This window comes from Rhizobium sp. Nf11,1, assembly GCF_050587665.1.
Taxonomy (GTDB): Bacteria; Pseudomonadota; Alphaproteobacteria; order Rhizobiales; family Rhizobiaceae; genus Rhizobium.
Genome location: NZ_JBOBHU010000002.1, coordinates 336,257 through 360,377, shown reverse-complemented (window position 1 = coordinate 360,377; position 24,121 = coordinate 336,257). Strand labels below are relative to the sequence as shown.

Genomic DNA, 24,121 nt, shown 5'->3' with positions numbered 1-24,121 from the left:
CAAACGGGACCGATGAGATGGTCAAGGGTGAAAAACGTGGTCACTTGACCGCTCCGGCGGCGATGCCGCGTGTTAGGGTACGCTGGAAGATCAAGAAGAAGATCACGGTCGGTATTATACCCAGGAAAGCGGCCGAGGCCTGCAGCACCGGGTCCGACATGTTCTGTCCACGGGTAAGGCCCATGGCAACCGAGACCGTCTGGTTGTTGTTGGACACCAGCATGACGAGCGGGATCAAGAATTCGTTCCAGGTCCAGATGAAAAAGAAGGTTCCGAGCACCATAAGCGTCGGTCTCAGCACCGGGACGACTACGAACCAAAGCGTTTTCCAGTGGGTCGAGCCATCCATCTCCGCCGCTTCGAGAATTTCCTTGGGAAAGGTACTCAGCACGGTCGAGAGCAGGTAAGTCCCAAAAGCGCTTTGCAGGACCGCAAAAATGATGATCACGGAAAGCTGGGTATCGTAGAGGCCGCTGGCTTTCGCCATGTAGTAAAGCGGGTAAATGATGGACTCCTGCGGCACCATGATGCCGAGAAGAAAGACCACCAAAATCACGCGCGACCCCGGCACCTTGCCGACGCCAATCGCATAGGCGTTGAACAGGCTTATCAGTACCCCCAATACCGATACGGAGAGACTGATCACCACACTGTTGAGCAGCTTGCGGCTGAAATCAGACACCGTCCAGAATTTCTCGATCGCCGTGAGATCGATCGACCTGGGAATTGAAAGCGGTCCGCCGACTGCGTATTCGGCGCTCGCCTTGAAGGCGTTGAGCAGAGCAAGGAAAAAGGGAAAGAGCGTAAAGGCGAGGAGTAGAATAAGGATCGCCAGCACCACCCACCGCATGGAATCGCGTCGCCCGCCATCGGCTGCCGCCGTCGCCTTTGCCTTGGTCTTACCATCGCTGAGAACTGAGTAAGCCATGATCTACCCCTTCGACTCCTGCCGGCTCTGGAAGCGTAGGAAAATCACAGCCAAAGCGATCGTCAGAGTCGTCTGCACGACCGCGATAGCTGCGGCATAGCCGACGCGTTGGGTTGTGAAGAAGTGGTAGTAGGTCAGATAGGATGGCACCAGGGTCGAGTTGTCGGGGCCGCCGGCGGTGATGACAAAGATTGGCGCAAAGACTTTCAGCGCTGCGATAAGCGTGGTCAGCACGACGACGAAAATCTCCGGCGCCAGGAGTGGGATCGTGAGTGTCACCAGCCGGCTCCACCAATTTGCCCCGTCGAGGTCGGCAGCCTCGTAGAGAGACGGGTCGATGCGCGAAAGACCGGCCATGAAAACCACCAAGCAATAACCGACCTGTATCCAGACAATAACGAGCGAGACGGCAGCAAGCGCGTATGTCGCATCGCCGATCCAGTTCTGGGCAAGATTATCAAGGCCGATGGCCTTTAGCGTGATGTTGATGACACCGACGGGGTTGAGAATCCAGCCCCAGAGCACGCCCGCGACCGTTACTGGCAGGATCTGCGGCAAGTAAAAACCGGCCCTGAAGAAGCTTGAGACCCATTCCCCGAATTGGTCCCTGACATAGTCGAACAGCAGAGCGGCCAGGACCAGGCCGATGCACACGGGTATCACGGTCATCGAGACGATGAACAGCAGCGTGTGATACATCGATCCCCAGAATTGATCGTCCGCAAGCAGGCGATGATAATTCTGCAGGCCGACCGGTCGCGGCGTGCCAACGCCTTTCCATGCCGTGAAGCTCAGCCCGATATTAGCAAGCTGCGGTATGAGCACGATCAGAATGAAGCCGATCACCCCCGGGATGAGGTAGAGGCTATAGCTTTGTGACCCGTCGCTCGATCGCTGGCTGGATACGGCCATGTCATTCTTCCTTCAGCCCTACCACAATGGGCTGCGCCGGAGCGCAGCCCAGCGTTCAAGGTCGTGCTACTGGTTCTCCTGCGCGTCGTCGTAGACCTGCTTGATCTCTTCGACGAACTGCTCCGCAGTCAGACTGCCCTGGAAGAGGCCGGTGTCTTTCTGATTGAGCACGTCGTAGTAGCCGGGGACCGGCCAGTCAGGATAGAAGCCAAGGCCGTTTTTGTCAGAGATCTGCTTGAAAACCGCTGCGGCGTTCTTGCCGATGGGATTGGTGATGGCGGAAAGATCAGCGGCGATCGGGACGCCGCCCGCATTGCCGAGTTCAGCTTGGTACTTCGGCGACAAGGTCAGGCTGATCCACTCGGCGGCGAGGTCGGGATTCTTGCTGCTCTTGGGCACCACCCAGAGATTGCCTGTCGAGCCGACAGAATATTTCGGCGTCGGAATCACGAACTGACCCCACTTGAAGTCCTTGATCGTCGAGGCAAAGGTGCCGAGATTCCACGTGCCCGAGACGTACATCGGTGCCTTGCCGGAGGTAAACAGCAGAGCAGCGTCCGGGTCCTTCATGCCCGTGGAGTCCTTGCTGATGTAGCCCTTGCTAACCCAGTCGACCAATGTCTGCGCCGCATAGAGGTAAGGCGCGCCGTCGAGAGGGGCCTTTAAACCCTGATAATTCTGGATCCAGGCGTCATCGGCCTTGGTGTAGGCGAGAGAGGCAAGCAAGTGCTGGCCACTGGTGTCGATGGCGCCGAGCGCGAGAGGCGTGATACCTTTCTGCTTGAAGGCTTCCAAGTCAGCGACCCACTCTTCAAGCGTCGTCGGCGGCTTGAGGCCTGCCTTTTCGAACATGTCAATATTGTAGAAGCACGAAACATATTCGCCGAAAACAGAGACGCCCCAAACAGGGCCGGAGCCATAGATGCCCTTTTCGTCATAACGGCTTAGGACAAAATCGCCCTCGTTAAGGATCTTGTCCCAGCCCTCCTTCTTTACGTAGTCATCCAGATTGGTCAGCAATCCCTGGCTTGCAACCAAGCCAGCGGTCGCATTGCCCTTGTTGTACTCGAGCACGTCAGGAGCCTGGTCGGAATTGAGGATCATGCCGCCCGAGGCCTGCAACTGCTGAAAGGTCTTCTGCTCAAAGCTGACGGTGATATCAGGATGTTTCCCCTTGAACTCCTCGAGCGCCTTCTTCCAGACAATGCCCTGAGCCGTGGTCGGCTCCTCGAACCACCAGATCTTGAAGGTCTTCTGTTCGGCATGGCCGATCGATGTCATCAGCATCGCCGTGCCGAGTGCTAGCGCAAGTGTTGCAATTCTTTTCATGCCTTCCTCCCAAAAAAGCGGCTGCGCCGCGAAAAGACAAGTTAGTCAGTCATGGCGCCCCGCCCGGCCTCCCAGCCCGGCGGCGCTCCATTTTAGGCGGTTGATCAGGGATCAACAATGAAATCTCCGCCCCGGCATTTCTTTAGATAGTTGAGCCCGTGAACCTGGCCAGTCATCTCAAGTTCGTCGCGATAGACCGGGTCATGCCAGCCTTCGATGTCAATCGAGCCCGACCAGCCGGCAAGGCGCAGTTCGGAAATAATGTCGGTCCAGTTGCTATCGCCAAAGCCCGGCGTGCGCATGAACACGAACTTCTCCTTGCCGAAGATGCCGTGTTCCTTGATGACTTCCCAGCGGATGGTCGCGTCTTTGCCGTGGACGTGGAAGATCTTGTGCGCCCATTTGCGGATCTGCGGCAGAGGGTCGATCAGATAGACCATCTGATGGCACGGCTCCCATTCCAACCCGATATGATCGTCCGGCGTTTCATTGAAGATCAGCTCCCAGGCATCCGGATTGTGGGCGATATTCCAGTCGCCGCTCGCCCAGTTGCCGTCCATTGCGCAATTCTCGAAGGCGATCTTGACGCCCTTGTCGGCGGCGCGCTTGGCGAGTTCGCTCCAGATCTCTTTGTAGCGCGGCAGACTGTCGGTCAGCGGCTTGCCGCGAATGCGTCCGGTGAAGCCGGCGACGCAGGTGGCGCCGAAATGATGGGCGTTGTCGATGCAGTCCTTCCAGCCCTGCAACGTCTCCAGGTCGATCGCGTCCTCTTCCAGCGGATTGCCGAACATGCCGAGCGTTGAAATGGTGATGTCGCGGTCGCCGATCGCATCGCAGCAGCGCTTGCCGAGCTCGGCGAGGTTCTGTCCCCTCGTCGTCTGCCAGAAAAAGGGCTCGAAGCTTTCGAAGCCCAGTTCGGCAATCTGGCCGATGCGCGCGGCGGCATCACCCTTGTTGCCGCTGACCATGGTGCCGATGCGAATGGATTTTGCAGGGTTGCTCACGTCACTTCATCCTATGCTGAAATTTCGATGCGCCGGCCTGTCTTGGCGCTTTCGATCGCGCCGAAGACCATCGCAAGGCTTCTGATATTGTCGGAATTGACGGTCTCGGGCTGATCGCCCGTGCGGATCGCCGCGATGAAATCGGCAATGACGCTGGCGTGCCCGTGGGTTTCCTCATCATGTTCTGGACCGGGAACGTTTACGGAAACAAAGCCGCGCAACAGACCCGGTTCCTCGCCGGCGACGGCGGCCTCGAAATTCTCGTCGCCGTCCCAGGTCAGCATTCCCTTCGAGCCGACGAGGCGCCACTGGCTTTCCCAGCTGGTGCGCTCGCCTTCCGCGCACCAGGAGCCGCGATAGGTGAAAACGATATCGTCGGAAAATTCGAAGATGGCATTCGCCGAAGCGCCGTGCCTGTACCACGAGCCCTTCGGATTGCGCTCGACGCAATAGACGGCGAGCGGCTTCCTGTCGGCGACATAGCGGGCCGCGTCGAAGGTATGGATCGCCATGTCGAGCAGCAGCACATTGTCCATCTCCTCGCGAAAGCCGCCGAAATGCGGCGCGAGGAAGAAGTCGCAGTGAATGGCGGTAAGCTCGCCGATCGCACCGCTGTCCACGAAACGGCGCAGGCGCCTGATCCCCGATATGAAGCGTCGGTTCTGGATGACGGCATGGATACGGCCGGTCTCTGCGGCGAGATCGATCAGCGCAGCGCCTTCGTCGAGCGAGGCCGCCATCGGCTTTTCGCTGAGCACGTGGCAGCCGGCCTTGAGCGCGGTCGAAACGACATCGTACCGGGCGGACGGAATGACGATGTCGAAGACGAGATCGGCTTTCGTGGCAGCGATGACCTCGGACAGGTCAGAGCCGATGACGGCGCCTTCCAGGCCAAACTCGGCAGCGAGCTTTTCCGCCGTCACGCGGTTCAGGTCGACAAGGCCGACGATGGCGATGGACTCGGCGAGGTGAGGGTTGGAAGCGATGGCGCGCAGCCAACCTTTGGACATAGCTCCGCACCCGCACAGAATGGCACTGAATTTCACGATTTCCTCCGAGGGAATGGCGCCAACTCTCATGGTGACACGCATCCCGTAAACGTTTACGACTGTAGGCGAAAACATTTTACGCTGTCAATAGAGGCGAAATGCGAAAGTGCGGACCGGAGGAAAATCGCCAGCCATGAAGGGGATTCGCCAGCTTGCCGAACACCTGAATATCTCGATCGGCACGGTCTCGCGGGCGCTGAACGGCAAGCCCGATGTGAACGAGGAAACCCGCCGGCGCGTGCTGGCGGCGGCCGAAGAACTCGGCTATGTCGCCAATCAGTCGGGACGGAGCCTTCGACAGGGAGAGACGAAGGTCATCGGCTTGATGATTGAATCCAGCCAGGAAGTGGTCGAAAATGCCGACAACTTTTTCCTTGGGGTCACCAGCGGGCTGCAGCATTGCTTTGCCCGCCATAAGCTCGACCTCCTGATACTCCCCTGCCCGGCCGATGAGGACCCCCGCGAATATCTCAAGCGCATGGTGGCGCGACGTGTCGTCGATGCGATGATCATCTCCAACACGCAGCGTATCGATCGGCGTATCGATCTTCTTTCGCGCGCAAAGATTCCCTTCGTTGCTGTCGGCCGCAGCCTTTCGCCCGGCAACTTTCCCTGGGTCGATCTCGATTTTGAGGGCGTCGCCGAACGTGCTGTCGAACGGCTGGTTGCGCACGGCCATCGCCGGATCGCGATCACGGCGCCGTCGACCGAGGCCAATCTCGGCTACCTCTTTGTCGACAGCTATCGCCGTGCGCTCGAACGGCACGGCATCCGTTTCGATCCCTTGCTGGTCATTCGCGTCAAGTCGAGCGAACAAGGCGGCTACCACGCAGCGCATGAACTGCTGCAGCTTGAAGACCGGCCGACCGCAGTCATCTTGATCTACGAGATCATGGCGATCGGCCTCTACCGACGGCTGATGGAGTCGGGGGTCCTCCCCGGTCGCGACCTCGCGGTCATAGGTTTCCGCGATGCCCCGCGCGCACGCTTCCTGCAGCCCTCGCTCAGCTGCTTCCGCATGTCGCTCCATGATCTTGGCATCGCGATCGGCCAGACGCTTCTCGCCAGCATGCCGGCCTATCGCGCCCTCTATCCGGATGGCGGCCGCAACATCATCTGGCCGCTGGAACTGGCACCCGGAGAAAGCGACGCCTTTGAGGTCGAGGCCCAGGCTTGAGCGCTGCTGCGGCGACGGTCGCCGTGCGCCACGATCGGCCGGCGCCGCGCTCGCGGCAGCCGTTCCCCTCTCGTCATCGAACCGTAGTGAAGGGACAGGCCGGCATCTCGTCATGAAGGTCATATTCGGCCCTTGATAATCGCGGCTTGGCAAGGCAGGAGAGTGACATCGCGGAGACTGGATGCAGATGACGAGATTGGCGGATTCGCAGGGCCTGGAGATTTCGCATGAGGGGCATCGCACCCGTCTGAAATGGCACCGGCTGCGCAAGCGCGTTGCCGATCCCCTGTTCTCCGCCGAGGTGATGGCGGAGGGTTTTGCGGCAGGCGCCTCGATGGAACTCGATCTGCGCGTGCGTGCCGACGGCGGCTTCGCCGTGCTGCACGACAGGGAGCTCGAAGGTGAAACGACGGGCCGTGGACCAATCGCTGCCAGGAACGTTGCCGACCTCCGCGATGTCAGGATGAAGGACGGCGCCCGGCCGCTGATCCTTAGCGAGGATCTTGCCGACATGATGCAGGCAACGCATCCGGCCGCATTGCTGCAATTCGACATGAAGGACGATTACGAAGCTATCGGCACCCGCGGCATCGAGCATCTTGCCAGGCAATTCCGCAATATCGCCGCCTCGGTGATCGTCAGCGGCGGCAGTCTCGACCTCATCGTGGCGGTCAAGGAAAAGCTTCCACATCTGCTGCGCGGCATCGATCCGACCGAGAAACTTCACGATATCCGTCAGGACAGCGGCTGGAGGGCGGCCGAAATGGAACTGCGCGCCGATCTTCGCGGTCCGACCGAACCTGACACCATCTATCTCCACTGGCAGCTGATCCTTGATGCCGCCGAGGAGGGCTTCGACCTGATCGGACTCTGCCGGGACGAAGGCAAACGCGTCGATGCATGGACCTTCACCTTGAAGGATCCGGAGGCTGGATTCAGCGATACGGAATGGCGGAACTTTTCGGCGCTGATGACCCTGAAGCCGGACCAGATCACCACCGACGAAGCGCCGGCGACCGAACGCGCATGGCGCCGTCGCATCCCCGGCTAACTGGCGAGCGTCAGTCCCGCGCTCTCAAGGATGAAGGCAAATTCACCTGCGAGCCCCGGCGCATGAGCGACGACAGGGCCGCCATCGGCAAGTAGACGGCCGACCGGCGGCATCACAACCGTGGCGCCGGCCTCTTCGGCGATCAGCGCACCGGCGAGCATATCCCAGGCGTTGAGGTGACGTTCGTAACAGAGGTCAGCGGCGCCCTCGGCGACGCGCACTAGGTCAATGGCGGCTGCGCCCATGCGCCGATAATCCATGCCGCGCTCATGTAGTCGCCTGGAGAGCGCGAGATACTCGTCGAAGCTCGTTTTGCGCGAATGCCCGAGAATAATGAGCGCACTGGCGGGATCGGCAGTCGTCGCCGCATGGATCGGCAGCCCATCCTTGAAGGCGCCGCCGCCGCGAACAGCGTGAAAGACTTTATCCTCAGCAGCGTCGTAAACGACGCCGATCTCGACCTTGTCGCCGACGACAAAGGCGATCGAAACGCCCCAATAACGGAACCCCCTGATATAGTTGGTCGTGCCGTCGATCGGATCGACGACCCAGGTGCCGGCTCCTTCCGATTGCCCGCCGCTCTCTTCTCCCATGAAGGTATCGTCCGGGAAGCGCGAGATGAGCCTCTGGCGGATCGCCTGCTCCGCTCTCCCGTCGGCGATGGTGACGAAGTCCTGCAATCCCTTGCTTTGAACGGCGAGAGTGCCGGGATCCGACTCGCGCCGAAACCTGGCTGTCTCCCGTCCAACCTCGAGCGCAACAGCAATGGCGGCCTCAGCCCGTGCACGGATGGCAGCGGCGTCGAATGCGGCATTCATCAGGCGGTCCTTCTTCTTATCAATGTCACCGGCGTGGACTCGACACGCGCCGTCAGCTCCGGTTCGGCCATCCGGCTGATCAGCAGGTCGACGGTTTGTTCTGCCTGGATGTCGCATGGCTGGCGGATGGTCGTCAGGTCGTAGGCGGTCCACGCGGCCTGGGGGATGTCGTCATGGCCGATAATGCGGAGCGGCGGCGTCTCGTCGCGGCTCCTGCCCTGCATGACGCGGTCGATCACCCCGCAGGCCATGTAATCATTGGCGCAGAACAGCCCATCGATGCCGGATGCGGCCAGGCTAGTTGCCGCGTCATAACCGCTCCGATAGTCGTTGATTTTGACCTGCAGGAACTGCCCCTCAACGCCAAGCTGGTTGCAACGGGCGATGAAGGCCTCGCTGCGACGTCGCGCCGTATAGGATCTGGCCGGGGCGGCCATCACGGCGGGCTTACGCACGCCGCTATCGATCAGATGGCTGGCCGCCAGATGACCCGCCATGCTGTCGTCGGAGATGATGCGGTCGACAAAAGGAATGTCGTTGCCCTTGTTGATCAGCACGATCGGCACGCCTTCGGCCGCGCATTGTTCGCAGATTTCGGTCGGCGGTGCGTCCGATGTGACGATGACGCCTGACACGGCGTAATGCAGCAACTGGCCAATGACCGTTGAAGTATCCGCCTCCTGTGAGGTTGGCAGCAGGATCGGGCGGAAGTTACGGGCGAGCAGCGCCCGGGACAGATGCTCGATCTGCAGCGTGCGGAACGGGTTGTCGAAACCCGCGGCGACGAGACCGACGAGATCGGAACGCTTGTTGGTGAGGCTTCGGGCAAGATAATTCACTCGATAGCCGAGTTCCTTAGCGGCCTGATAGACCTTCTCGCGCGTTTTCGGCGAAACGCTGGCATCCGGCGTGAAGGCGCGCGACACGGCGGCGCGCGAGACGCCGGCCACCCGCGCCACGTCGAAGGAGGTTACCTTGCGCGGTCCCTTGTCCTTGTCAGCCAAGTGCTTTCTCCTTCGTCGTTGGCGGCCGCATCAGATCGGGCAGATCGGTGCAGATGCCGAGAACCGGGAGTTTCATGAGGTCATCGAGAATGGTCCGCCGCTCTTCGTGCCAGAGCACGATCTCGCGGCCCACGTCGAAGGCACGATGCAGCAGCGACTCGGTCACCAGATCCTGCGGACGCTCCCCTGCCCTTTCCCAGCAGAAATGGAGGATATCTGCGCCGGCTTCATCACCGAGAGCATGCGGATCGTGGCCGACACGGATCAGCACCGAGAGCGGAAAATCGCAGGCAGCGTCCCTGAGTTCGCGCACCTGCGCGGTATCGAAGGAGCCAAGGCAGGCAAAGCGCTGGTTCATTTCGACAAGGTGCTGCCAGCATCGGATGCCGGTCCCCGGCGCCTTGAGCTCGACGTAGAGGCCGGTCCCCGTCTCTCGAGCGAGAGCGGCGACCTGCGAAAAGCTCGGCACGTCGACGCCGTCAAGGTCGGCAAGCTCCGCCGCCGTCATTTCCGAGATGCGCCGGTCGATGCCGTAGACCCGGTCCAGATGGTCGTCATGCGAGACGACCACCACGCCGTCGCCGGTCAGCTGCGTGTCGAGCTCCCACATCTCCGCGCCGAGTTCGGCTGCGCGGCGGAACGCGGCGAGCGTGTTTTCGCGTTCATGGCCGCTGGCGCCGCGATGGCCGATGCAGAATGGAAGCCGGCCCTTGGCCGTCGGCCAGCTATAACGTTCGAAGAAGGTCGAAAAATCGCGGGTCATCAGAGCCTCGTTCCGTTCTCGTCGAAGACGAACACGCCACGGCTGTCGATCCCCCAGGCGACATCGTCGCCGACGTGAATATCGTTGCGCGCCGGCTGGATCGAGCGTAGCAGCGGCCCGCCGGCAAGGCGCACGTCGTAAAGATTCTCTCGCCCTTGCGTTTCGGCGAAGGTGATCTTGCCGGAGACGGTGATGTCGCCGGCCGGCGTAAAATGCTCCGGCCGGACGCCAAGCATCAGCTTGCTGCCTTCGGCGGCGCCGATCGCGTCGGGCAACGGCACCCGGATCTCACTTTCCGGAATTGCGAAAGCGCCGTTTTCCATGACGCCGCGCAGGAAGGTGATCGGCGGATTGCCGAGAAAGCCGGCGACGAAGGAGGTCCTCGGATCGTTGTACATCTCGGCCGGGGTGGCGATCTGGACGATCTCGCCCTCCTTCATGATGGCGATACGGTCGCACATGCTCATCGCCTCCACCTGGTCATGGGTGACGAGGATGGCGGTGATGCCGGTCTCGCGCTGCAGGCGTCGGATCTCCGAACGCATTTCAAGGCGCAGCTTGGCGTCGAGGTTGGCGAGGGGTTCGTCGAGCAGCAGCACGTCGGGCTTCCGGATCAGTGCCCGGGCCAGCGCCACACGCTGCTGCTGGCCGCCGGAAAGCTCGGCCGGCCGGCGGCTCATCAGATTGCCGATGTGAACCAGGGCTGCGATACGATCGACCTCTTTGCGGATCTCGGCGGCAGGCGCGCCCTTGACCTTCAGAGGAAATCCAATGTTCTCGGCAACCGTCATATGCGGGTAGAGCGCATAGGACTGGAAGACGACACCGACATTGCGGGCTTGGCTCGGCAGGTCCGTGACATCCCGATCGCCGAAAAGGATGCGTCCGCCGGTCGGCCGGTGGATGCCGCAGACTGCAAAAAGCGTCGTCGACTTGCCGCAGCCGGACGGGCCAAGCAGCGCCAGCATCTCGCCGCCGGCGACCTCGAGCTGCATGTTCTCGATGACCTTGGTGGAGCCGAAGCTCTTCGAGAAATTGTCGAGGAGGATGCGCATCAGCCTTTGCTCCCGCCGCCGTAGATGTTCATGAGGTATTTGTTGAAGAGCGCGTAAGCGATCAGCACCGGAATGAGGTAGAAGAGGCCGACCGCCTTGAACATGTTGAAATCGTAATTGTTGTCGTCGGCAAGGAAGCCAGCGAGATAGACCGACAGCACCTGCACCTGGTTGCCCGGCGCCAGCACCTGCGGCAGGATGAACTCGCCCCAGCCGGACAGGAAGGAGAACAGGCCCAGCGCCATGATGCCGGGCTTGACCTGCGGCAGCACCAGGCTGTGCCAAACCCTGAAACGCGATGCGCCGTCGACGACGCCGGCCATTTCGATTTCCCAGGGTACGGTGTCGTAGAAGCCTTTCATCAGCCAGATGCCGAGCGGCAGGTCGATCGCCGCCTTCACCAGGATGACGCCGATCAGCGAGTTATAGAGGCCTATCATCTGCAGCACGATGAAGATGGCGATGATCAGCGTCACGGACGGGAAGGCATGCAGCACCATGACGCCGGCAAGGAAGAAGCCACGCGCCGGCACGTTCAGGCGCGAGAGCACGTAACCGGCCATCGACGAGACGATGAGCACGACGCTGGTGGTGCTGGCTGCAAAGAGCAGCGTATTCACGGTCACCTGCCAGATGTTGGCTTTGCCCGGCGTCGTCTGCCACAGGAAACGCCAGTGATTGAGCGTCAGGCCCGACGGCAGCAAGGCGTCCTGCTGCTTTATCGTCACGGTGTCGAGGAAGAGATAGACATACATCAATAGCAGCGGCAGGCTGACGATGGTAAGCGCCGCCATGACGGGCCAGCTGCTGTAATTTGCCGAGGGTTGGGATCGTTCGGCCATGGTCAATCCTCGATCAGAGGCTTGGCGACAAGCGTGCGGTAGTTGAAGACGCGCAGATAGAGGAGCGACAGCATCACGCCAATGACGACGAGCACCAGCGCCATGGCGGCTCCCAGCCCGTATTCGAGATTGCCGGCATAATTCCTGAGCGCGGTGTGATAGGCGGAGAGCGCCCAGACCTCGGTCGCGTTGCCCGGCCCGCCATTGGTGGCGAGCAGGATTTCATTGAAGGAGGCGAGCAGCGACAGCGTCTGATAGCAGGTGACGAAGAGGATCGGCCAGCGCATCTGGGGCAGGATGATGTAGCGGATCTGCTGCCAGCGTGAGGCGCCGTCGACCTCGCTCGCATAGAATTGGCTCTTCGGGATGGCATTCATCGCCGACGAGAACACCAGCATGCCCATCGAGGCGCCGATGAAGCCGTTGATCAGCACGACGAAAAACCAGGCATTATAGGCGGTATCGAGCAGATAGTTCTTCGGGGGGTAGCCGAATTTGCCCATCAGGATGGAGATGAAGCCGCTGTCCCAGGCGAGCCACTTCCACAACATGACGTAGATGACGACGGGCGTGATGCGCGGTAGGAGCCAGATGCCGCGAAAGATCGAGGCCGGCGTCGCAGGCATGTAATGCGTCCAGATGGCAAGCAGCAGCGCATAACCGACGTTGAAGAGCATCAATACTAGCGCGACATAGAGCACGGTATTGAAAAGCACACGCGCCATGTCGGGCGATCTGGTCATGCGTGAGAAATTGTCGGTCGTCCAGATCCAGCCGGTATAGGTGGTCTTGGCGACGGTTTCCTTCTGCTCCGGCGTCAGCTTGAACCCCAGTCCGTCCAGCGACGAAAACAGCTGTTCCTTGCTGTCGAAGCGCGTATTGAGGACGGAGCGGTTGAACTGTTCGGAGATCTGTTTGACCTCGCGCGTCGAAGGTCGTTCGGCAAGATCCTTGATCATACGTTCGGCCTCGCGCCGCGTCGCAAAGACCTCGCCGGCGTGCTTGGCGCGCAACTCCGCCGCGATCGCAGGCGCAAGGCCGAGGCTCTCCACGGCCTTGAGGCCGGCTTCGTCGATCGTGTAGCGCGGCTCGGCCATCTCGGCCGCGATCTCCGGCATCACCGATTTCAGCGTGATCAACGAATTGGGTGCGATCTGATAGACGCCTCCTGAAATGCCGGTCGCCGTGGTCATGTTCGTCATAGAAAAGACTGCCGTCAGAACGACCGGCATCAGGAAGAAAAGCACGATCATAATCGCCGCAGGCGCGATCATCACCAGGCCGAGAGTTCTGGACGATTTCATGGAAGCCTCCTCGGAGGAATCGATCGGGCGGCGGGTCGCCGCCGCCCGGAGGGACGCTTCGATCTTAGCGGATGACGATCTTGTCGCCGAGCGTGCTTTTCAGCTCGCTTTCGGCGTCGCCGACTGCGGCGTCGACTGCCTTGGCGCCGGTCCAGGAAGCTTCGAGGTTCTTCCACATGATGTTCCAATAGGTGCCGAAATCGGAATTGTTCGGCATCGCGTTGGCATGCGGCAGCAGGCGTTCGGTGGCTTCGCGGGTCCAGCGGTCGGCGGAATAGAAATCGACCTGGGACTCCGCCTCGGAAATGCCGAGATGGGCTGATTTGACCGCATGCAACGCATTGGTGCGGGGCTCAGAGGCGATCTTGACCAGCTGGGCAGCGATCTCCGTATCATCCTGGCTGTGACCTGCGGTCAGGAGATAGACGAGCGGATGCGTCAGCGTATTGGCCTTGCCACCTTCGCCGGCCGGTATCAGCGTGAAGATCACGTTTCCGAAGAAATCCTTGAGGCCTTCCTGGTTGACGAGACGGGCATAGTGCCAGGTGCCGCCGTCCCAGATGCCGGCCTTGCCGGTGGCGACTTCCTTCCACCACTGATCGCCCGGCATGCCGATGTGGTTCTTCTTGGTGACGCCTGCTTTAACGGCGTCGGCAAAGAACTGATAAGTGCGTGTCATCGCGGCCTTGTCGAAAACGAGCTTGCCACCGTCTTCCATCGTGCCGCCGAAGCTGGTGTAGAACTGCCAGTAATCCGGACCGTTGCTGGTGCGCGGATAAAAGCCGTAGCCGGGCTGGACGAGGCCTTTGTCCTGCATCTTCTTGGCGTCTTCGAGCAGGTTCTTCATCGTATACTTGCCGTCCTGCACGTTCTGAGGCAGGGCGTCGAGATCGGCGTCGCTGTAGCCGATCGCCTTCATGTAAGGCTTCCAGAAGAACATCGGTCGGGATTCGGCATCCTGCGGGACGCCGTAGACGGTGCCGTTGTAGGAGGCGATCTTCAGAAGATTTTCGTAGATGCCGTTGAGCGGCCAGGAATCGAGGTCGACATAATCCTCGATCGGAACGATCAGGCCGGATTGCGACCAAGGCGCGATGTCCTCATGGCCGCTGACGACGATGTTCGGGGCGGTCTTTGCTTCTGCGGCAAGGGTCAAGGCCTGTTTGAAGTCTTCCCAGGCGCTATAGGGCTTCTTCTCGACGGTGATTTTCAGATCTTCGCCCTTGAGGGCGGCTTCCCGCTGCAACTGCTGAGCCGCGATCTCGATGGCATCGAGACGATAGACGTCGTTCGGGCCGGTGCCGCCGGCCCAGACGCTGATGGTGACGTCCTTGGCAAGTGCGAATACGGAGGTCGAGGCCAGGATGGCAGCCGCGATAGTAAGGGATTTCAACGTCGGCAAAATGGTCATCTTCTTCATCTCCCCAGAAGAGCAGTGTGAGGCCTCTTTGACGGGTCATCACTGGTGTTGACGACCGCTTCGAAAGCCCGCGAAAACGTGACGAGTCCCGCTCTATGGGCTTGTTGTAACGGCCGAATGACAAAATTGAGCACGTGTGCAAAATTATTATGACGATGTCCGCGGCACTTGCAAGCGGCGGTGTTCGGCGAGCATCTTTTATGCTTCAAATTGCGCCTTTCCTGGTCTAGCATCCGATCCATGAGCCTTGAATCCGTCCGCGCCTTCTTCGGCACCCACGCACCCGACATCGAAATCATTGAAACCGCCGAGAGCTCCTCGACGGTGGCGCTTGCCGCCGAAGCCCATGGCGTTGAGCCCGCCCAGATCGCCAAGACGATCTGCCTGCGCGTCGGCGAGCAGATGATGCTGGTCGTTGCCGGCGGTACGGCACGGCTCGATAATCGCAAGTTCAAGGACACTTTCGGGGCCAAGGGGCGCATGCTCGATGCCGAAGAGGTCATGGCGGTCACCAGTCATCCCGTCGGCGGTGTCTGCCCGTTCGGCCTGCCCTCACCGCTGCCTATTTATTGCGATATTTCGCTGAAACGCTTCGATGAAGTGGTGCCGGCGGCCGGCTCGACCAATTCGGCCGTGCGCATCGCCACAGGAAGGCTGGCCGAGCTGACCGGCGCCAGCTGGGTCGACGTCTGCCAATAAAGCGGCCGAAAAACTTCAAACAGAAGAAAGACGACCTATATTCTATCCCGACATGCCGTGATTGTGCATGACAGGAGACCAGGAATGCCGAGTACCGTTTCGCGTTTTGCCAAGATGGCCGCCATTGCCGTACTGACGAGCGCTACCGTTTTTGCCACGATCAGCGATGCCGATGCGCGCCGCGCCGGCGGCTTCGGCGGGTTCGGAAGCCGTGGCACCCGTACTTTCAGCGCGCCTCCGGTTACCCGCACGGCGCCTGCCCCGGCTGCCCCTATTGAACGCTCGATGACGCCGCGCCCGCAAACGACCGCCCCCTATGGCACGCAGCAGCCCGGCTACGCCCAGCAGCGCCCGGGTTTCTTCAATGGCTTCGGCCGTTCGATGATCGGCGGCCTGATCGCCGGCGGCCTTCTCGGCATGCTGCTCGGCCATGGTTTCGGCGGCGGCTTCGGCTTCCTGGGCATGCTGCTGCAGATTGCCTTGATCGGCGGCGCCATCATGTTCGCCATGCGCTATTTCGCCAACCGCCGCCAGCCCTCTTACGGCATCGGCGGCCAGAGCCGGTCCGCCGGCCAGTCCTTCAATATGGCGCCCACGAACAATTCGTCGTTCCAGATTCCGGCGATCGGCTCGGGCGCCGGTTACGGCGGGCAGTCGCGCCGCGATCACCCGAGCGACGAGATCGGGCTGACCCAGTCGGATCTCGACCAGTTCGAGGAGTTGCTGACTAAGGTGCAGACCGCTTACGGCGCCGAAGACTACAGCACGTTGCGCCGGCTGACGACGCCCGAGGCCATGTCCTACCTGGCCGAGGAACTGGGAGAAAACGCCACCAACGGCGTGCGCAATCGTGTCTCCGACGTCAGGCTGCTGCAGGGCGATATTGCCGAGGCCTGGCGGGAGAACGGCCAGGAATATGCGACGCTTGCCATGCGTTATTCCTCCATCGATGCCATGGTCGAACGCGACAGCGGTCGTGTCGTTTCCGGCGACGACCGCCGTCCGAGTGAAAGCATCGAAATCTGGACCTTCGTGCGCAAGCCGGGGGCGGATTGGAAGCTCGCTGCGATTCAGGGCACCGGCCAGCGCGCCGCCTAAAAAACCAGCCACTATGGATGCCGCCAAGCTGACAACCAGCTTGGGCGGCATTTCTAATTCACTGCCACCGGCTTGGAGCGCATGCGGGAGACGGTCTCGCGTTCGGCCCGCTTGCAGCGCATCGGCGGCAGACCGCGATCCATCAGGTCCATGTCTTCCAGTACCATGTCGCCCATCTTCTTGAAGGCGCTGTCGAGCGCTCCGGCCCGGTGCGCCGAGCGGATGAAGCCTTTCAGGCTGCGTACCGGATGATCAGACGGCAGTGGCTCCTCGGGGTAGACGTCGCTCGCCGCAAGGATATGGCCGGACGCCACGGCCGACATCAGCGCATCGAAATCGACGACGTCGGCGCGGCTGAGCAGGATGAAGGCGGCGCTCCTGCGCATGCTGGCAAAGGCGTCAGCGCCAAGAAAACCCTTGTTTTCACTGGTGACGGCCGCGACGACGAAGACGAAATCGCTCTTCGTCAGCACATCTTCAAGGCTCGCAGGTTCGACGCCGTTTTCCTCGAGGATCGAGCGCGGCAGCCAGGGATCGAACACCCTGATGCGCGCTCTGAAGCCGGAAAGGACCCGGCGCAGCGCCTTCCCGAGATCGCCGAAGCCGACGATGCCGATCTCGGAACCGGCGATCAGCCGCGCACCTGCATTGCCCTCCCCGCCCCAAAGCTCGCTGCCTTCGCGAAAGGCCACGTCCGCATCGATGATCCCGCGCGCCAGTGCGAGCGCAAAGCCGAGCCCGATTTCGGCGACCGGCTCGGCAAAGACCTGGCCTGTCGTCACGACATGGATACCGCGCTCGAAGAGCAGGTCATAGGGCATGTTGTTCAGAAGATTGCTTTCGACGTTGAGGATCGAGCGCAAAGCCGGCATTCTGGCGAGCGTTTCGGCCGAAAGCGGCGGCTGACCGATGATGTAGCGGGCCCGGCCGATGATTTCGTCGCCGAGACCGGCGATATTCTCCGGATCGGCTTCGACGATCTCGTATTTCGCATGCAGTTCGGTGCGCGCTTTGTCGCTGAAGATCAGGTCGAGCGTGCGCGGCTCGGGCGCGCTGATCGCCAGCGGTCGTTCGGCATTCGTCATGGACATCTCCTCCATCGCGGCGGTAGGCGCCGCCTCGGCTCTTAGATTGATAGCTTCTGTGCGAAACGCTTTCCAGTTCGTGATGCTTCGCTACATCGCATGGAAGCGGCGACGCTGTCGAAAGCGGCATTTGCCTATCAGATAAGCAATTGAATCGCCTTGCTATTTCTTAGAGTTTTCGTTGACGACGTAAATTCCTTGAACTAGCCTGCGCGCACGTCTTTGCTGGCCGCCGCCACATACCGGAAAACTTAAGAGGGGATCGAGCAATGAAATCAGCATTCAAGAGCAGCTTGCTGGGTTTGGCCGCCATCGCGCTTCCTGCCGTCGCCTCCGCCCATCCCGTGATCGGCGAAGCGGCGGGTTTCAGCCATGGCTTTGCCCATCCGATATCCGGCCTCGATCATATTCTCGCCATGGTGATGGTCGGCGTTTTCGCCTTTCAGCTCGGCGGCCGCGCCGTATGGCTTGTGCCGACGACCTTCGTTCTGGTGATGGCACTCGGCGGTCTCCTTGGCGTCTCCGGTATCAATGTTCCCTTTGTTGAAACCGGTATCGCGCTTTCAGTCGTCGTGCTTGGCGCCGTTGTGGCGTTCAATGTCAAGGCGCCGCTCGCCGCAGCGGCCGGTATCATCGGCCTTTTCGCCATTTTCCACGGTCATGCGCACGGCGCTGAAATGCCGGAAAATGCTGCGGGCGGCGCCTATGCCGCCGGTTTCATGGTCGCCACGGCACTGTTGCACGCCGCTGGCCTCGCGCTTGGCTACGCCGTCGGGCACGCCGGCAAACGTCAAGGCGTGTTGGTGACGCGCACGGCCGGCAGCATTGCTGCCCTCGCCGGCGTCGGCCTCCTGTCCGGCTTGATCTGAGCCTGACGCCATCCCAGCCGGCCCCGCAGGGGCGGCCGCACCTGATATCGCAGTCACCAAACGCCCGGTAACACCTTGCCGGGCGTTTTTTCGTCGCCTCGCAAATTGCTGCAGACTTGATTTAAGTCAAATCCATCGGCGCCGGGGCAGGCTATATATGGTGCACGATCAACGAACCGACGGGCATCCAAATTGACGCAGGGCCGTCTTGCAGAGCGGTCCAACGTGTCGATGAGCCTGCGTGAATTGCAGGCCTGGAACCTCGTCCTGCTCAAGCACAAGCCGGATGACCGCCGCGATTTCTTCACCACGCCGGATGATGTCTGGCAGATATTGCGGACGCTCGCCGAGGAGCGAAAGAAGCGGGAAGTCGATCCGACGCTGTCGGTTCTGCGCGAGATCCTGATGCAGCGCCCTGCCAGCGAAGCCGAGCGCTATGCCCAGGAGCGCATGGGCGAGATGCACACGCTGATCGAACAACTGACCCATTGGTATGAAGATGTGAAACAACTTGAAACGGAAAGGCTCGCAACGTTACTCTCGCTTGGCGCGAAAGTGACAAAGCTTCTGGAGGCCAAGGACCGGGTCGTCTCGCTCGGCCGAGCCCGCCGGCCGAATCCTGCGAACAAGAGTTAGCGCCATGGGCACTGCTTTCTTCGACGCGACAAACGAAGTGGAAATTCGGCCGCGCAATTGCGAGCCGCTATCGCCGCACGCCGACGCGGGAAAAGGCCAGTTGCGCAATGCGGCGATGCTGCAGGCGCTGGCCGCCGCCTTCTGGATCCCGCAGGCGGGATTGCTGGCCGTGTCGGTCGATCGTATTGCCGATGGCGGCGGGCTGCACGACGTGCTTTGGCTGGCCTTCGGCATCCTCGCCCTTGGATTGATAAAAAGCTGTCTGGAGGCGGCTGGAGGCCGTTTGGCCTTCCGCGCCGCACGCACGGAACTCACTCGCAAGCGCCAACTCGCTGTCGCTGCCCTTTCCCAATCGTCGCCGACCGACCGCAGCCGGCCGGCATCAGGCAAAGCCGCAAGCGTCATCGGCGAACAGGCCGAACTCATCGTGCCCTATCTCGCGCGCTTCCAGCCGGCACGCATCAAGGCGAGCCTTGTGCCGTTCGTCATCCTTGTCTTTATCATGCCGGTCTCCTGGGTCGCCGCTCTGGTCCTGCTGCTTGCCGCGCCGCTGATCCCCATCTTCATGGCGCTGATCGGTTGGCGCGCCCAAGCGGCAAGCGAAAGACAGCTTGTCGCAACCGGCGGTCTCAACGGCTTCCTGCTCGATCGGCTGCGCGGACTGACGACGATCCGCGCGCTCGAAGCAGTCGATGCAACGGCCGGGCGGCTGCGTCACGAGGCGGAATTGCTGCGCGCGCGCACCATGTCCGTGCTGAAAATCGCCTTTCTGTCCTCGGCTGTGCTCGAGCTTTTCGCCGCACTCGGCGTAGCGATGATAGCCGTCTATGTCGGCTTCAGCCTGCTCGGCGAAATCCGCTTCGGAACCTGGTCAGGCGGGCTCGATCTGCAAGAAGGCTTGTTCATCCTGCTGCTCGCGCCCGCCTTCTTCGAGCCGCTGCGCGAACTCTCGGCCGTCTGGCATGACCGGGCGGCCGGTGAAGCGGCGCTGAAAGCCCTGGATGCGCTTGCTGCCGATGCTTTGCCGATCCCCGGGGCGGCTGGGGCAGTGTTAACCGCTGGCGGCGAGGCTCCTGACATCTACCTCGAAAATCTTGCCTTCCGTTACGGCGCCGACGAGCCGCTTGTCCTCGACGGCTTCAACCTAAAAATCGCTGCCGGTGAACATCTGGCGCTGCTCGGCGCCAGCGGTTGCGGCAAGTCGACGCTTCTTTCGCTGATATCAGGGCTGGCGCCATGTGGCGGCAGCATCGTCATCGGCGGCATCGAGCTTCGGGATGAAACTGCCGCCAGCCTGAGGGGTGCGATGGCATGGATCGGCCAGAAGCCGCATATCTTTGCCGGCACCGTCGCGGCCAATATTGCGCTCGGAAGGCCCGGCATCTCACGCGGCAATGTGGCGGACGCGCTCGATGCCGCCAGCCTCGGAAAGGTGGCCGACGCCTATGGCAGCCGGCCGCTCGGAGAAGGCGGGATCGGGCTTTCCGGCGGCGAGGCGCTGCGGCTTGCGATCGCGCGCGCGGCCTGCAATCCGCATCTGAAGATCATTCTGGCCGATGAGCCGACCGCCCATCTCGACGCCGCCACCGCGGCTGATGTGGCAGAGAGCCTGCTTGCGCTCGCACGGGGCCGTACCCTCGTCGTTGCGACACACGATCCGCAGCTTGCCGCTCGCATGCATCGAACTGTCCGCATCGACACCGATTTCGTCATGAGGGAGGCCGCCGAATGAGTTTCCTTGTTGCAGACATCAGACCGATCCTCATTCTGTTCTTTGCCGAGCGCCGGCGCGCGCTGCTGCTCGGTGCTGCGCTTTCGGCAGCGACGGTGACGGCGGGCATTGCACTGCTGGGCCTGTCCGGTTGGTTCATCACAGCCACCTCGCTTGCCGGCCTTTCGGCCGCGGCTGCCATGACCTTCGACGTCTTTGCGCCGGCTGCCGCCATTCGCCTGCTCGCCATCATCAGGACAGCGGCTCGCTACGGTGAAAGACTTGCCACCCATGAGGCGACGCTCGGTGTGCTCGCCGCGCTCCGCGAGAGGCTGTTTCGCGGCTTTGCCGAACCGGGTGCCGCCCGGGCTCTCTTGCGCCGCCCCGCGCGGTTGCTCTTCCGGCTGACGGCCGATATCGATGCGCTCGATTCCCTCTATCTCCGCATTCTCGTGCCGGCCGCCGTCGCAATCGGCGCAGCACTGGCTGCGAGCGTGGTGCTGGGGCTGATGCATCCCTTGTTCGGCCTATCCTTCGGCCTCTTTCTCGCCGGCGCCGGCCTCGGCCTGCCATGGATCGGCGGCCGCGCGGCGCGCAAGCATGCCCGCCGGCGCGCCCATGGCATCGAGGCACTGCGCTCGCGGACGATCGATCTCGTCGCCGGCCAGACCGACCTGCTGATGGCCGGCCGGCTTGAGGCCCAGAGGAGCGCGATTGCTGCTGCCGACAGCTATGCCGCTCATGCCGATGACGGGCTGAATCGCGTCGAAACCGGTCTGATCTTCGGCTTCGGCCTCGTCTCGGCCTTGCTGCTGACGGCTTCGTTGCTTGCCGTGGCGGCGCTTGGAGAGACCAAGGCGATCACCGCGCCTGTCGCGGCCCTCAGCCTGCTCGTCGCCTTGGCGGCCGTCGAACCCTTCGCGGCCCTGCGTCGCGGCGCCCTGGAACTCGGCCGGACGCTGCTGGCAGCGAGACGCATCTCGCCAAGGCTTGCCGCCGCGGCGGCAACCGAGCCATTGGCGCTACCGATGCCCGGATATGCCCTTGCACTCGCTGGCGCGTCCGCCTTCCATGAAAATTCCGCGGTGCCTGCTCTTGAGAGCATCAAGCTCGCGCTACGGCAGGGCGAACGGCTGGCAGTCATCGGCGCGAGCGGCGCGGGCAAATCAAGCCTGCTGGCTATGCTTTCCGGCGAATTGCCGGCGAGGTCGGGAAGCGTCGCCGCAGTGACGGCGACCCTGCTGACGCAACGGACGGAACTCTTCGAGGATAGTCTGCGCGGCAATCTGCTTCTTGCCGATCCGGATGCGAGCAATGCCCATCTGCACGATGCGCTTGCCGCCGCCGGCCTGCTGGCCGATGTCGATGCCATGCCGCAAGGGCTTGAGACGCGGCTCGGCGAAGGCGGCCTCGGCCTTTCCGGCGGCCAATCGCGCCGGCTGGCGCTTGCCCGACTTTTCCTGCGCGATACGCCGCTCTGGCTGCTAGACGAGCCGACCGAAAGCCTCGACGGCGCCACCGCCCGCGATGTGCTCCAGCGCCTGTCGGCGATGGCAGCGGGCCGCTCGCTTGTCATCGCGACCCATATCCGCCGCGAGGCCGCGATTGCAGACTGCGTCGCCGTCATCGAAGGCGGCCGCATTTCAGAGATTTCGCGCCGCGGAGAGGCGGCGTTCGAAAAGGCGCTCGACCGGCTTCGGCCGGATTGAGCCAGAGCCGCATGCCCTCAGGCGCCAGCCGGCGCTTGGGAATGCTCCGTACCCCGTGGGACCGTGGGAGAAAGACAATGGAACTAGATATCGTAGCACTTTCGCGCTTCCAATTCGCGCTGACGGCGCTTTACCACTTCCTGTTCGTGCCGCTGACGCTCGGCCTTTCCGTGCTGCTGGCAATCATGGAAACCGTCTATGTCATGACCGGCCGCCAGATCTGGCGGCAGATGACGAAATTCTGGGGCACGCTGTTCGGCATCAATTTCGTGCTCGGCGTGGCCACCGGTATCGTCATGGAATTCCAGTTCGGCATGAACTGGAGCTATTACAGTTACTATGTCGGCGACATCTTCGGCGCGCCGCTGGCGATCGAGGGCCTGATGGCCTTCTTCCTCGAGGCGACCTTCGTCGGACTGTTCTTCTTCGGCTGGGACAAGCTGTCGAAGGTCGGCCACCTCGTCGCCACGTGGGCGGTGGCGCTCGGCTCTAACTTTTCCGCACTCTGGATCCTCATCGCCAACGGCTGGATGCAGAACCCGGTGGGATCGGCGCTCAATCCACAGACGATGCGTATGGAGATAACAAGCTTCTTCGACGTCGTCTTCAATCCCGTCGCCCAGGCGAAATTCGTCCATACGGTGTCGGCGGGTTACGTCTGCGCTTCGATCTTCGTGCTCGGCGTCTCGGCCTGGTATGTGATCAAGGGCCGGCACATCGAACTGGCCAAGCGCTCGATGACGGTGGCGGCATCCTTCGGCCTCGCCTCGGCGCTGTCGGTGGTCGTGCTTGGCGACGAGAGCGGTTATCTCGCGACCGAGAACCAGAAGATGAAGCTTGCCGCAATCGAAGGCATGTGGAAGACGGAGCCGGCACCGGCCGCCTTCACCGCCTTCGGTTTCCCCGACCAGGATGCGCGTGAAACACACTTCGCCGTGCATATCCCCTGGGTCATGGGCCTGATCGGCACGCGGTCGCTGACAACAGAGATTCCCGGTATCGACAAGCTCGAACAGCAGGCCGAAACCCGCATCCGCGACGGCATCAAGGCTTACGATGCGCTGATGCAGATCCGCGCCGCACCCGCCCAGGATCAGGTGGCCCAGGAAGTGCGCAGCTCTTTCGAGGATCTCGGCCATGATCTCGGTTACGCGCTTCTTCTGAAGCGCTATGTCGACGATCCGCGTCAGGCGACCGGCGCGCAAATCGCTCAGGCGGCGCGCGATACCATCCCGCACGTCCCGACGCTCTTCTGGTCCTTCCGCATCATGGTCGGCCTCGGCATCTTCTTCATCCTGCTGACATCAACCTTTTTCTGGCTGTCGGCGCGGCGCCACCTCGACAAGTATCCGCTGCTTCTGAGGATTGCCGTTCTAGCGATTCCCCTCCCCTGGGTCGCCATCGAGCTTGGCTGGGTGGTTGCCGAATTTGGCCGCCAGCCCTGGGTGATCGAAGGCGTGCTGCCGACGGCGGCCGCCGTCTCCAGCCTCGGCGCAGGCACCGTGCTTCTGACGATCATCGGTTTTGCCGCGCTTTACACGGTGCTGATCGTCATCGAGATGAGCCTGATGCTCAAGGCGATCCGCCAGGGGCCGGAACCGGACGACGAGCCGGAAGCCGTCCTGATTTCCGAAACCCTCGTCCCGGCCGCGGAGTGA

General features: G+C 61.9%; 21 protein-coding genes and 1 pseudogene. 9 read left to right on the top strand and 13 right to left on the bottom strand.

Features of this window, described 5'->3' with window-relative positions; all coding sequences use genetic code 11:
* Nucleotides 1–40: 40 nt before the first annotated feature.
* The 5 genes from ACQ7C1_RS04550 to ACQ7C1_RS04530 all read right to left on the bottom strand — a co-directional run bounded on the left by ACQ7C1_RS04550 (nucleotide 41) and on the right by ACQ7C1_RS04530 (nucleotide 5,219).
* Nucleotides 41–928, bottom strand: coding sequence for a carbohydrate ABC transporter permease (locus ACQ7C1_RS04550; RefSeq protein ID WP_430957483.1), 888 nt, complete (start codon nucleotides 926–928; stop codon nucleotides 41–43).
* Between the two features lie 3 nt (nucleotides 929–931).
* The gene (locus ACQ7C1_RS04545; RefSeq protein WP_430957482.1) at nucleotides 932–1,840 is read right to left on the bottom strand and encodes a carbohydrate ABC transporter permease; all 909 of its coding nucleotides are present in this window, start codon (nucleotides 1,838–1,840) and stop codon (nucleotides 932–934) included.
* 66 nt (nucleotides 1,841–1,906) lie between these two features.
* The gene (locus tag ACQ7C1_RS04540; protein WP_085781544.1) at nucleotides 1,907–3,169 is read right to left on the bottom strand and encodes an ABC transporter substrate-binding protein; all 1,263 of its coding nucleotides are present in this window, start codon (nucleotides 3,167–3,169) and stop codon (nucleotides 1,907–1,909) included.
* A 104-nt stretch (nucleotides 3,170–3,273) separates the two neighbouring features.
* On the bottom strand, nucleotides 3,274–4,173 hold the full coding sequence (locus ACQ7C1_RS04535; protein WP_430957481.1) for a sugar phosphate isomerase/epimerase family protein: 900 nt from the start codon (nucleotides 4,171–4,173) through the stop codon (nucleotides 3,274–3,276).
* Nucleotides 4,174–4,184: 11 nt separating this feature from the next.
* Nucleotides 4,185–5,219, bottom strand: a complete 1,035-nt coding sequence (locus ACQ7C1_RS04530) for a Gfo/Idh/MocA family protein (RefSeq protein WP_430957480.1) — start codon at nucleotides 5,217–5,219, stop codon at nucleotides 4,185–4,187.
* Nucleotides 5,220–5,355: 136 nt separating this feature from the next.
* On the opposite strand from ACQ7C1_RS04530, the gene ACQ7C1_RS04525 reads away from it, so the two are divergent.
* Together ACQ7C1_RS04525 and ACQ7C1_RS04520 are read left to right on the top strand one after the other, a co-directional pair.
* On the top strand, nucleotides 5,356–6,399 hold the full coding sequence (locus tag ACQ7C1_RS04525) for a substrate-binding domain-containing protein (RefSeq protein WP_430957479.1): 1,044 nt from the start codon (nucleotides 5,356–5,358) through the stop codon (nucleotides 6,397–6,399).
* 181 nt (nucleotides 6,400–6,580) lie between these two features.
* Nucleotides 6,581–7,450: a glycerophosphodiester phosphodiesterase gene (locus ACQ7C1_RS04520; protein ID WP_430957478.1), complete on the top strand. Its 870-nt coding sequence runs from the start codon at nucleotides 6,581–6,583 to the stop codon at nucleotides 7,448–7,450.
* Here ACQ7C1_RS04520 and ACQ7C1_RS04515 read toward each other — a convergent pair.
* The 7 genes from ACQ7C1_RS04515 to ACQ7C1_RS04485 all read right to left on the bottom strand — a co-directional run bounded on the left by ACQ7C1_RS04515 (nucleotide 7,447) and on the right by ACQ7C1_RS04485 (nucleotide 14,647).
* Complete coding sequence (locus tag ACQ7C1_RS04515) at nucleotides 7,447–8,268, bottom strand: inositol monophosphatase family protein (protein WP_430957477.1); 822 nt, start codon at nucleotides 8,266–8,268, stop codon at nucleotides 7,447–7,449. The genes ACQ7C1_RS04520 and ACQ7C1_RS04515 overlap by 4 nt on opposite strands.
* On the bottom strand, nucleotides 8,268–9,272 hold the full coding sequence (locus ACQ7C1_RS04510; RefSeq protein WP_430957476.1) for a LacI family DNA-binding transcriptional regulator: 1,005 nt from the start codon (nucleotides 9,270–9,272) through the stop codon (nucleotides 8,268–8,270). Before ACQ7C1_RS04510 ends, ACQ7C1_RS04515 begins: the two co-directional genes overlap by 1 nt.
* A complete protein-coding gene (locus ACQ7C1_RS04505) occupies nucleotides 9,265–10,035 on the bottom strand; it encodes a glycerophosphodiester phosphodiesterase (RefSeq protein ID WP_430957475.1) in 771 nt (256 codons plus the stop codon). The genes ACQ7C1_RS04510 and ACQ7C1_RS04505 overlap by 8 nt, the downstream gene beginning before the upstream one ends.
* A complete protein-coding gene (locus tag ACQ7C1_RS04500) occupies nucleotides 10,035–11,090 on the bottom strand; it encodes an ABC transporter ATP-binding protein (RefSeq protein ID WP_430957474.1) in 1,056 nt (351 codons plus the stop codon). Before ACQ7C1_RS04500 ends, ACQ7C1_RS04505 begins: the two co-directional genes overlap by 1 nt.
* A complete protein-coding gene (locus ACQ7C1_RS04495) occupies nucleotides 11,090–11,932 on the bottom strand; it encodes a carbohydrate ABC transporter permease (protein ID WP_430957473.1) in 843 nt (280 codons plus the stop codon). The genes ACQ7C1_RS04500 and ACQ7C1_RS04495 overlap by 1 nt, the downstream gene beginning before the upstream one ends.
* 2 nt (nucleotides 11,933–11,934) lie before the next feature.
* Nucleotides 11,935–13,236 carry a carbohydrate ABC transporter permease gene (locus ACQ7C1_RS04490; RefSeq protein WP_430957472.1) on the bottom strand — a complete coding sequence of 434 codons (1,302 nt, stop codon included), beginning with the start codon at nucleotides 13,234–13,236 and terminating at the stop codon, nucleotides 11,935–11,937.
* Between the two features lie 64 nt (nucleotides 13,237–13,300).
* On the bottom strand, nucleotides 13,301–14,647 hold the full coding sequence (locus ACQ7C1_RS04485) for an ABC transporter substrate-binding protein (RefSeq protein ID WP_430957471.1): 1,347 nt from the start codon (nucleotides 14,645–14,647) through the stop codon (nucleotides 13,301–13,303).
* A 249-nt stretch (nucleotides 14,648–14,896) separates the two neighbouring features.
* On the opposite strand from ACQ7C1_RS04485, the gene ACQ7C1_RS04480 reads away from it, so the two are divergent.
* Both ACQ7C1_RS04480 and ACQ7C1_RS04475 read left to right on the top strand, forming a co-directional pair.
* Nucleotides 14,897–15,355: a YbaK/EbsC family protein gene (locus tag ACQ7C1_RS04480; RefSeq protein WP_085781564.1), complete on the top strand. Its 459-nt coding sequence runs from the start codon at nucleotides 14,897–14,899 to the stop codon at nucleotides 15,353–15,355.
* 84 nt (nucleotides 15,356–15,439) lie between these two features.
* The gene (locus ACQ7C1_RS04475; RefSeq protein WP_085781565.1) at nucleotides 15,440–16,453 is read left to right on the top strand and encodes a Tim44 domain-containing protein; all 1,014 of its coding nucleotides are present in this window, start codon (nucleotides 15,440–15,442) and stop codon (nucleotides 16,451–16,453) included.
* Nucleotides 16,454–16,506: 53 nt separating this feature from the next.
* Here ACQ7C1_RS04475 and ACQ7C1_RS04470 read toward each other — a convergent pair whose 3' ends face one another.
* Nucleotides 16,507–17,538 (bottom strand): hydroxyacid dehydrogenase, encoded by a 1,032-nt coding sequence (locus ACQ7C1_RS04470; RefSeq protein WP_430957470.1) that lies wholly within the window; start codon nucleotides 17,536–17,538, stop codon nucleotides 16,507–16,509.
* A gap of 269 nt (nucleotides 17,539–17,807) precedes the next feature.
* On the opposite strand from ACQ7C1_RS04470, the gene ACQ7C1_RS04465 reads away from it, so the two are divergent.
* From ACQ7C1_RS04465 to ACQ7C1_RS04445, 5 genes and pseudogenes are all read left to right on the top strand, one after another.
* A complete protein-coding gene (locus ACQ7C1_RS04465) occupies nucleotides 17,808–18,407 on the top strand; it encodes a HupE/UreJ family protein (RefSeq protein WP_430957469.1) in 600 nt (199 codons plus the stop codon).
* Nucleotides 18,408–18,620: 213 nt separating this feature from the next.
* Nucleotides 18,621–19,043: pseudogene (locus tag ACQ7C1_RS04460) on the top strand (GbsR/MarR family transcriptional regulator); the annotation flags it as partial.
* 4 nt (nucleotides 19,044–19,047) lie between these two features.
* Nucleotides 19,048–20,775: a thiol reductant ABC exporter subunit CydD gene (cydD, locus tag ACQ7C1_RS04455; protein WP_430957468.1), complete on the top strand. Its 1,728-nt coding sequence runs from the start codon at nucleotides 19,048–19,050 to the stop codon at nucleotides 20,773–20,775.
* Complete coding sequence (locus ACQ7C1_RS04450) at nucleotides 20,772–22,463, top strand: amino acid ABC transporter ATP-binding/permease protein (RefSeq protein WP_430957467.1); 1,692 nt, start codon at nucleotides 20,772–20,774, stop codon at nucleotides 22,461–22,463. Before cydD ends, ACQ7C1_RS04450 begins: the two co-directional genes overlap by 4 nt.
* A gap of 77 nt (nucleotides 22,464–22,540) precedes the next feature.
* A complete protein-coding gene (locus tag ACQ7C1_RS04445; protein WP_430957466.1) occupies nucleotides 22,541–24,121 on the top strand; it encodes a cytochrome ubiquinol oxidase subunit I in 1,581 nt (526 codons plus the stop codon).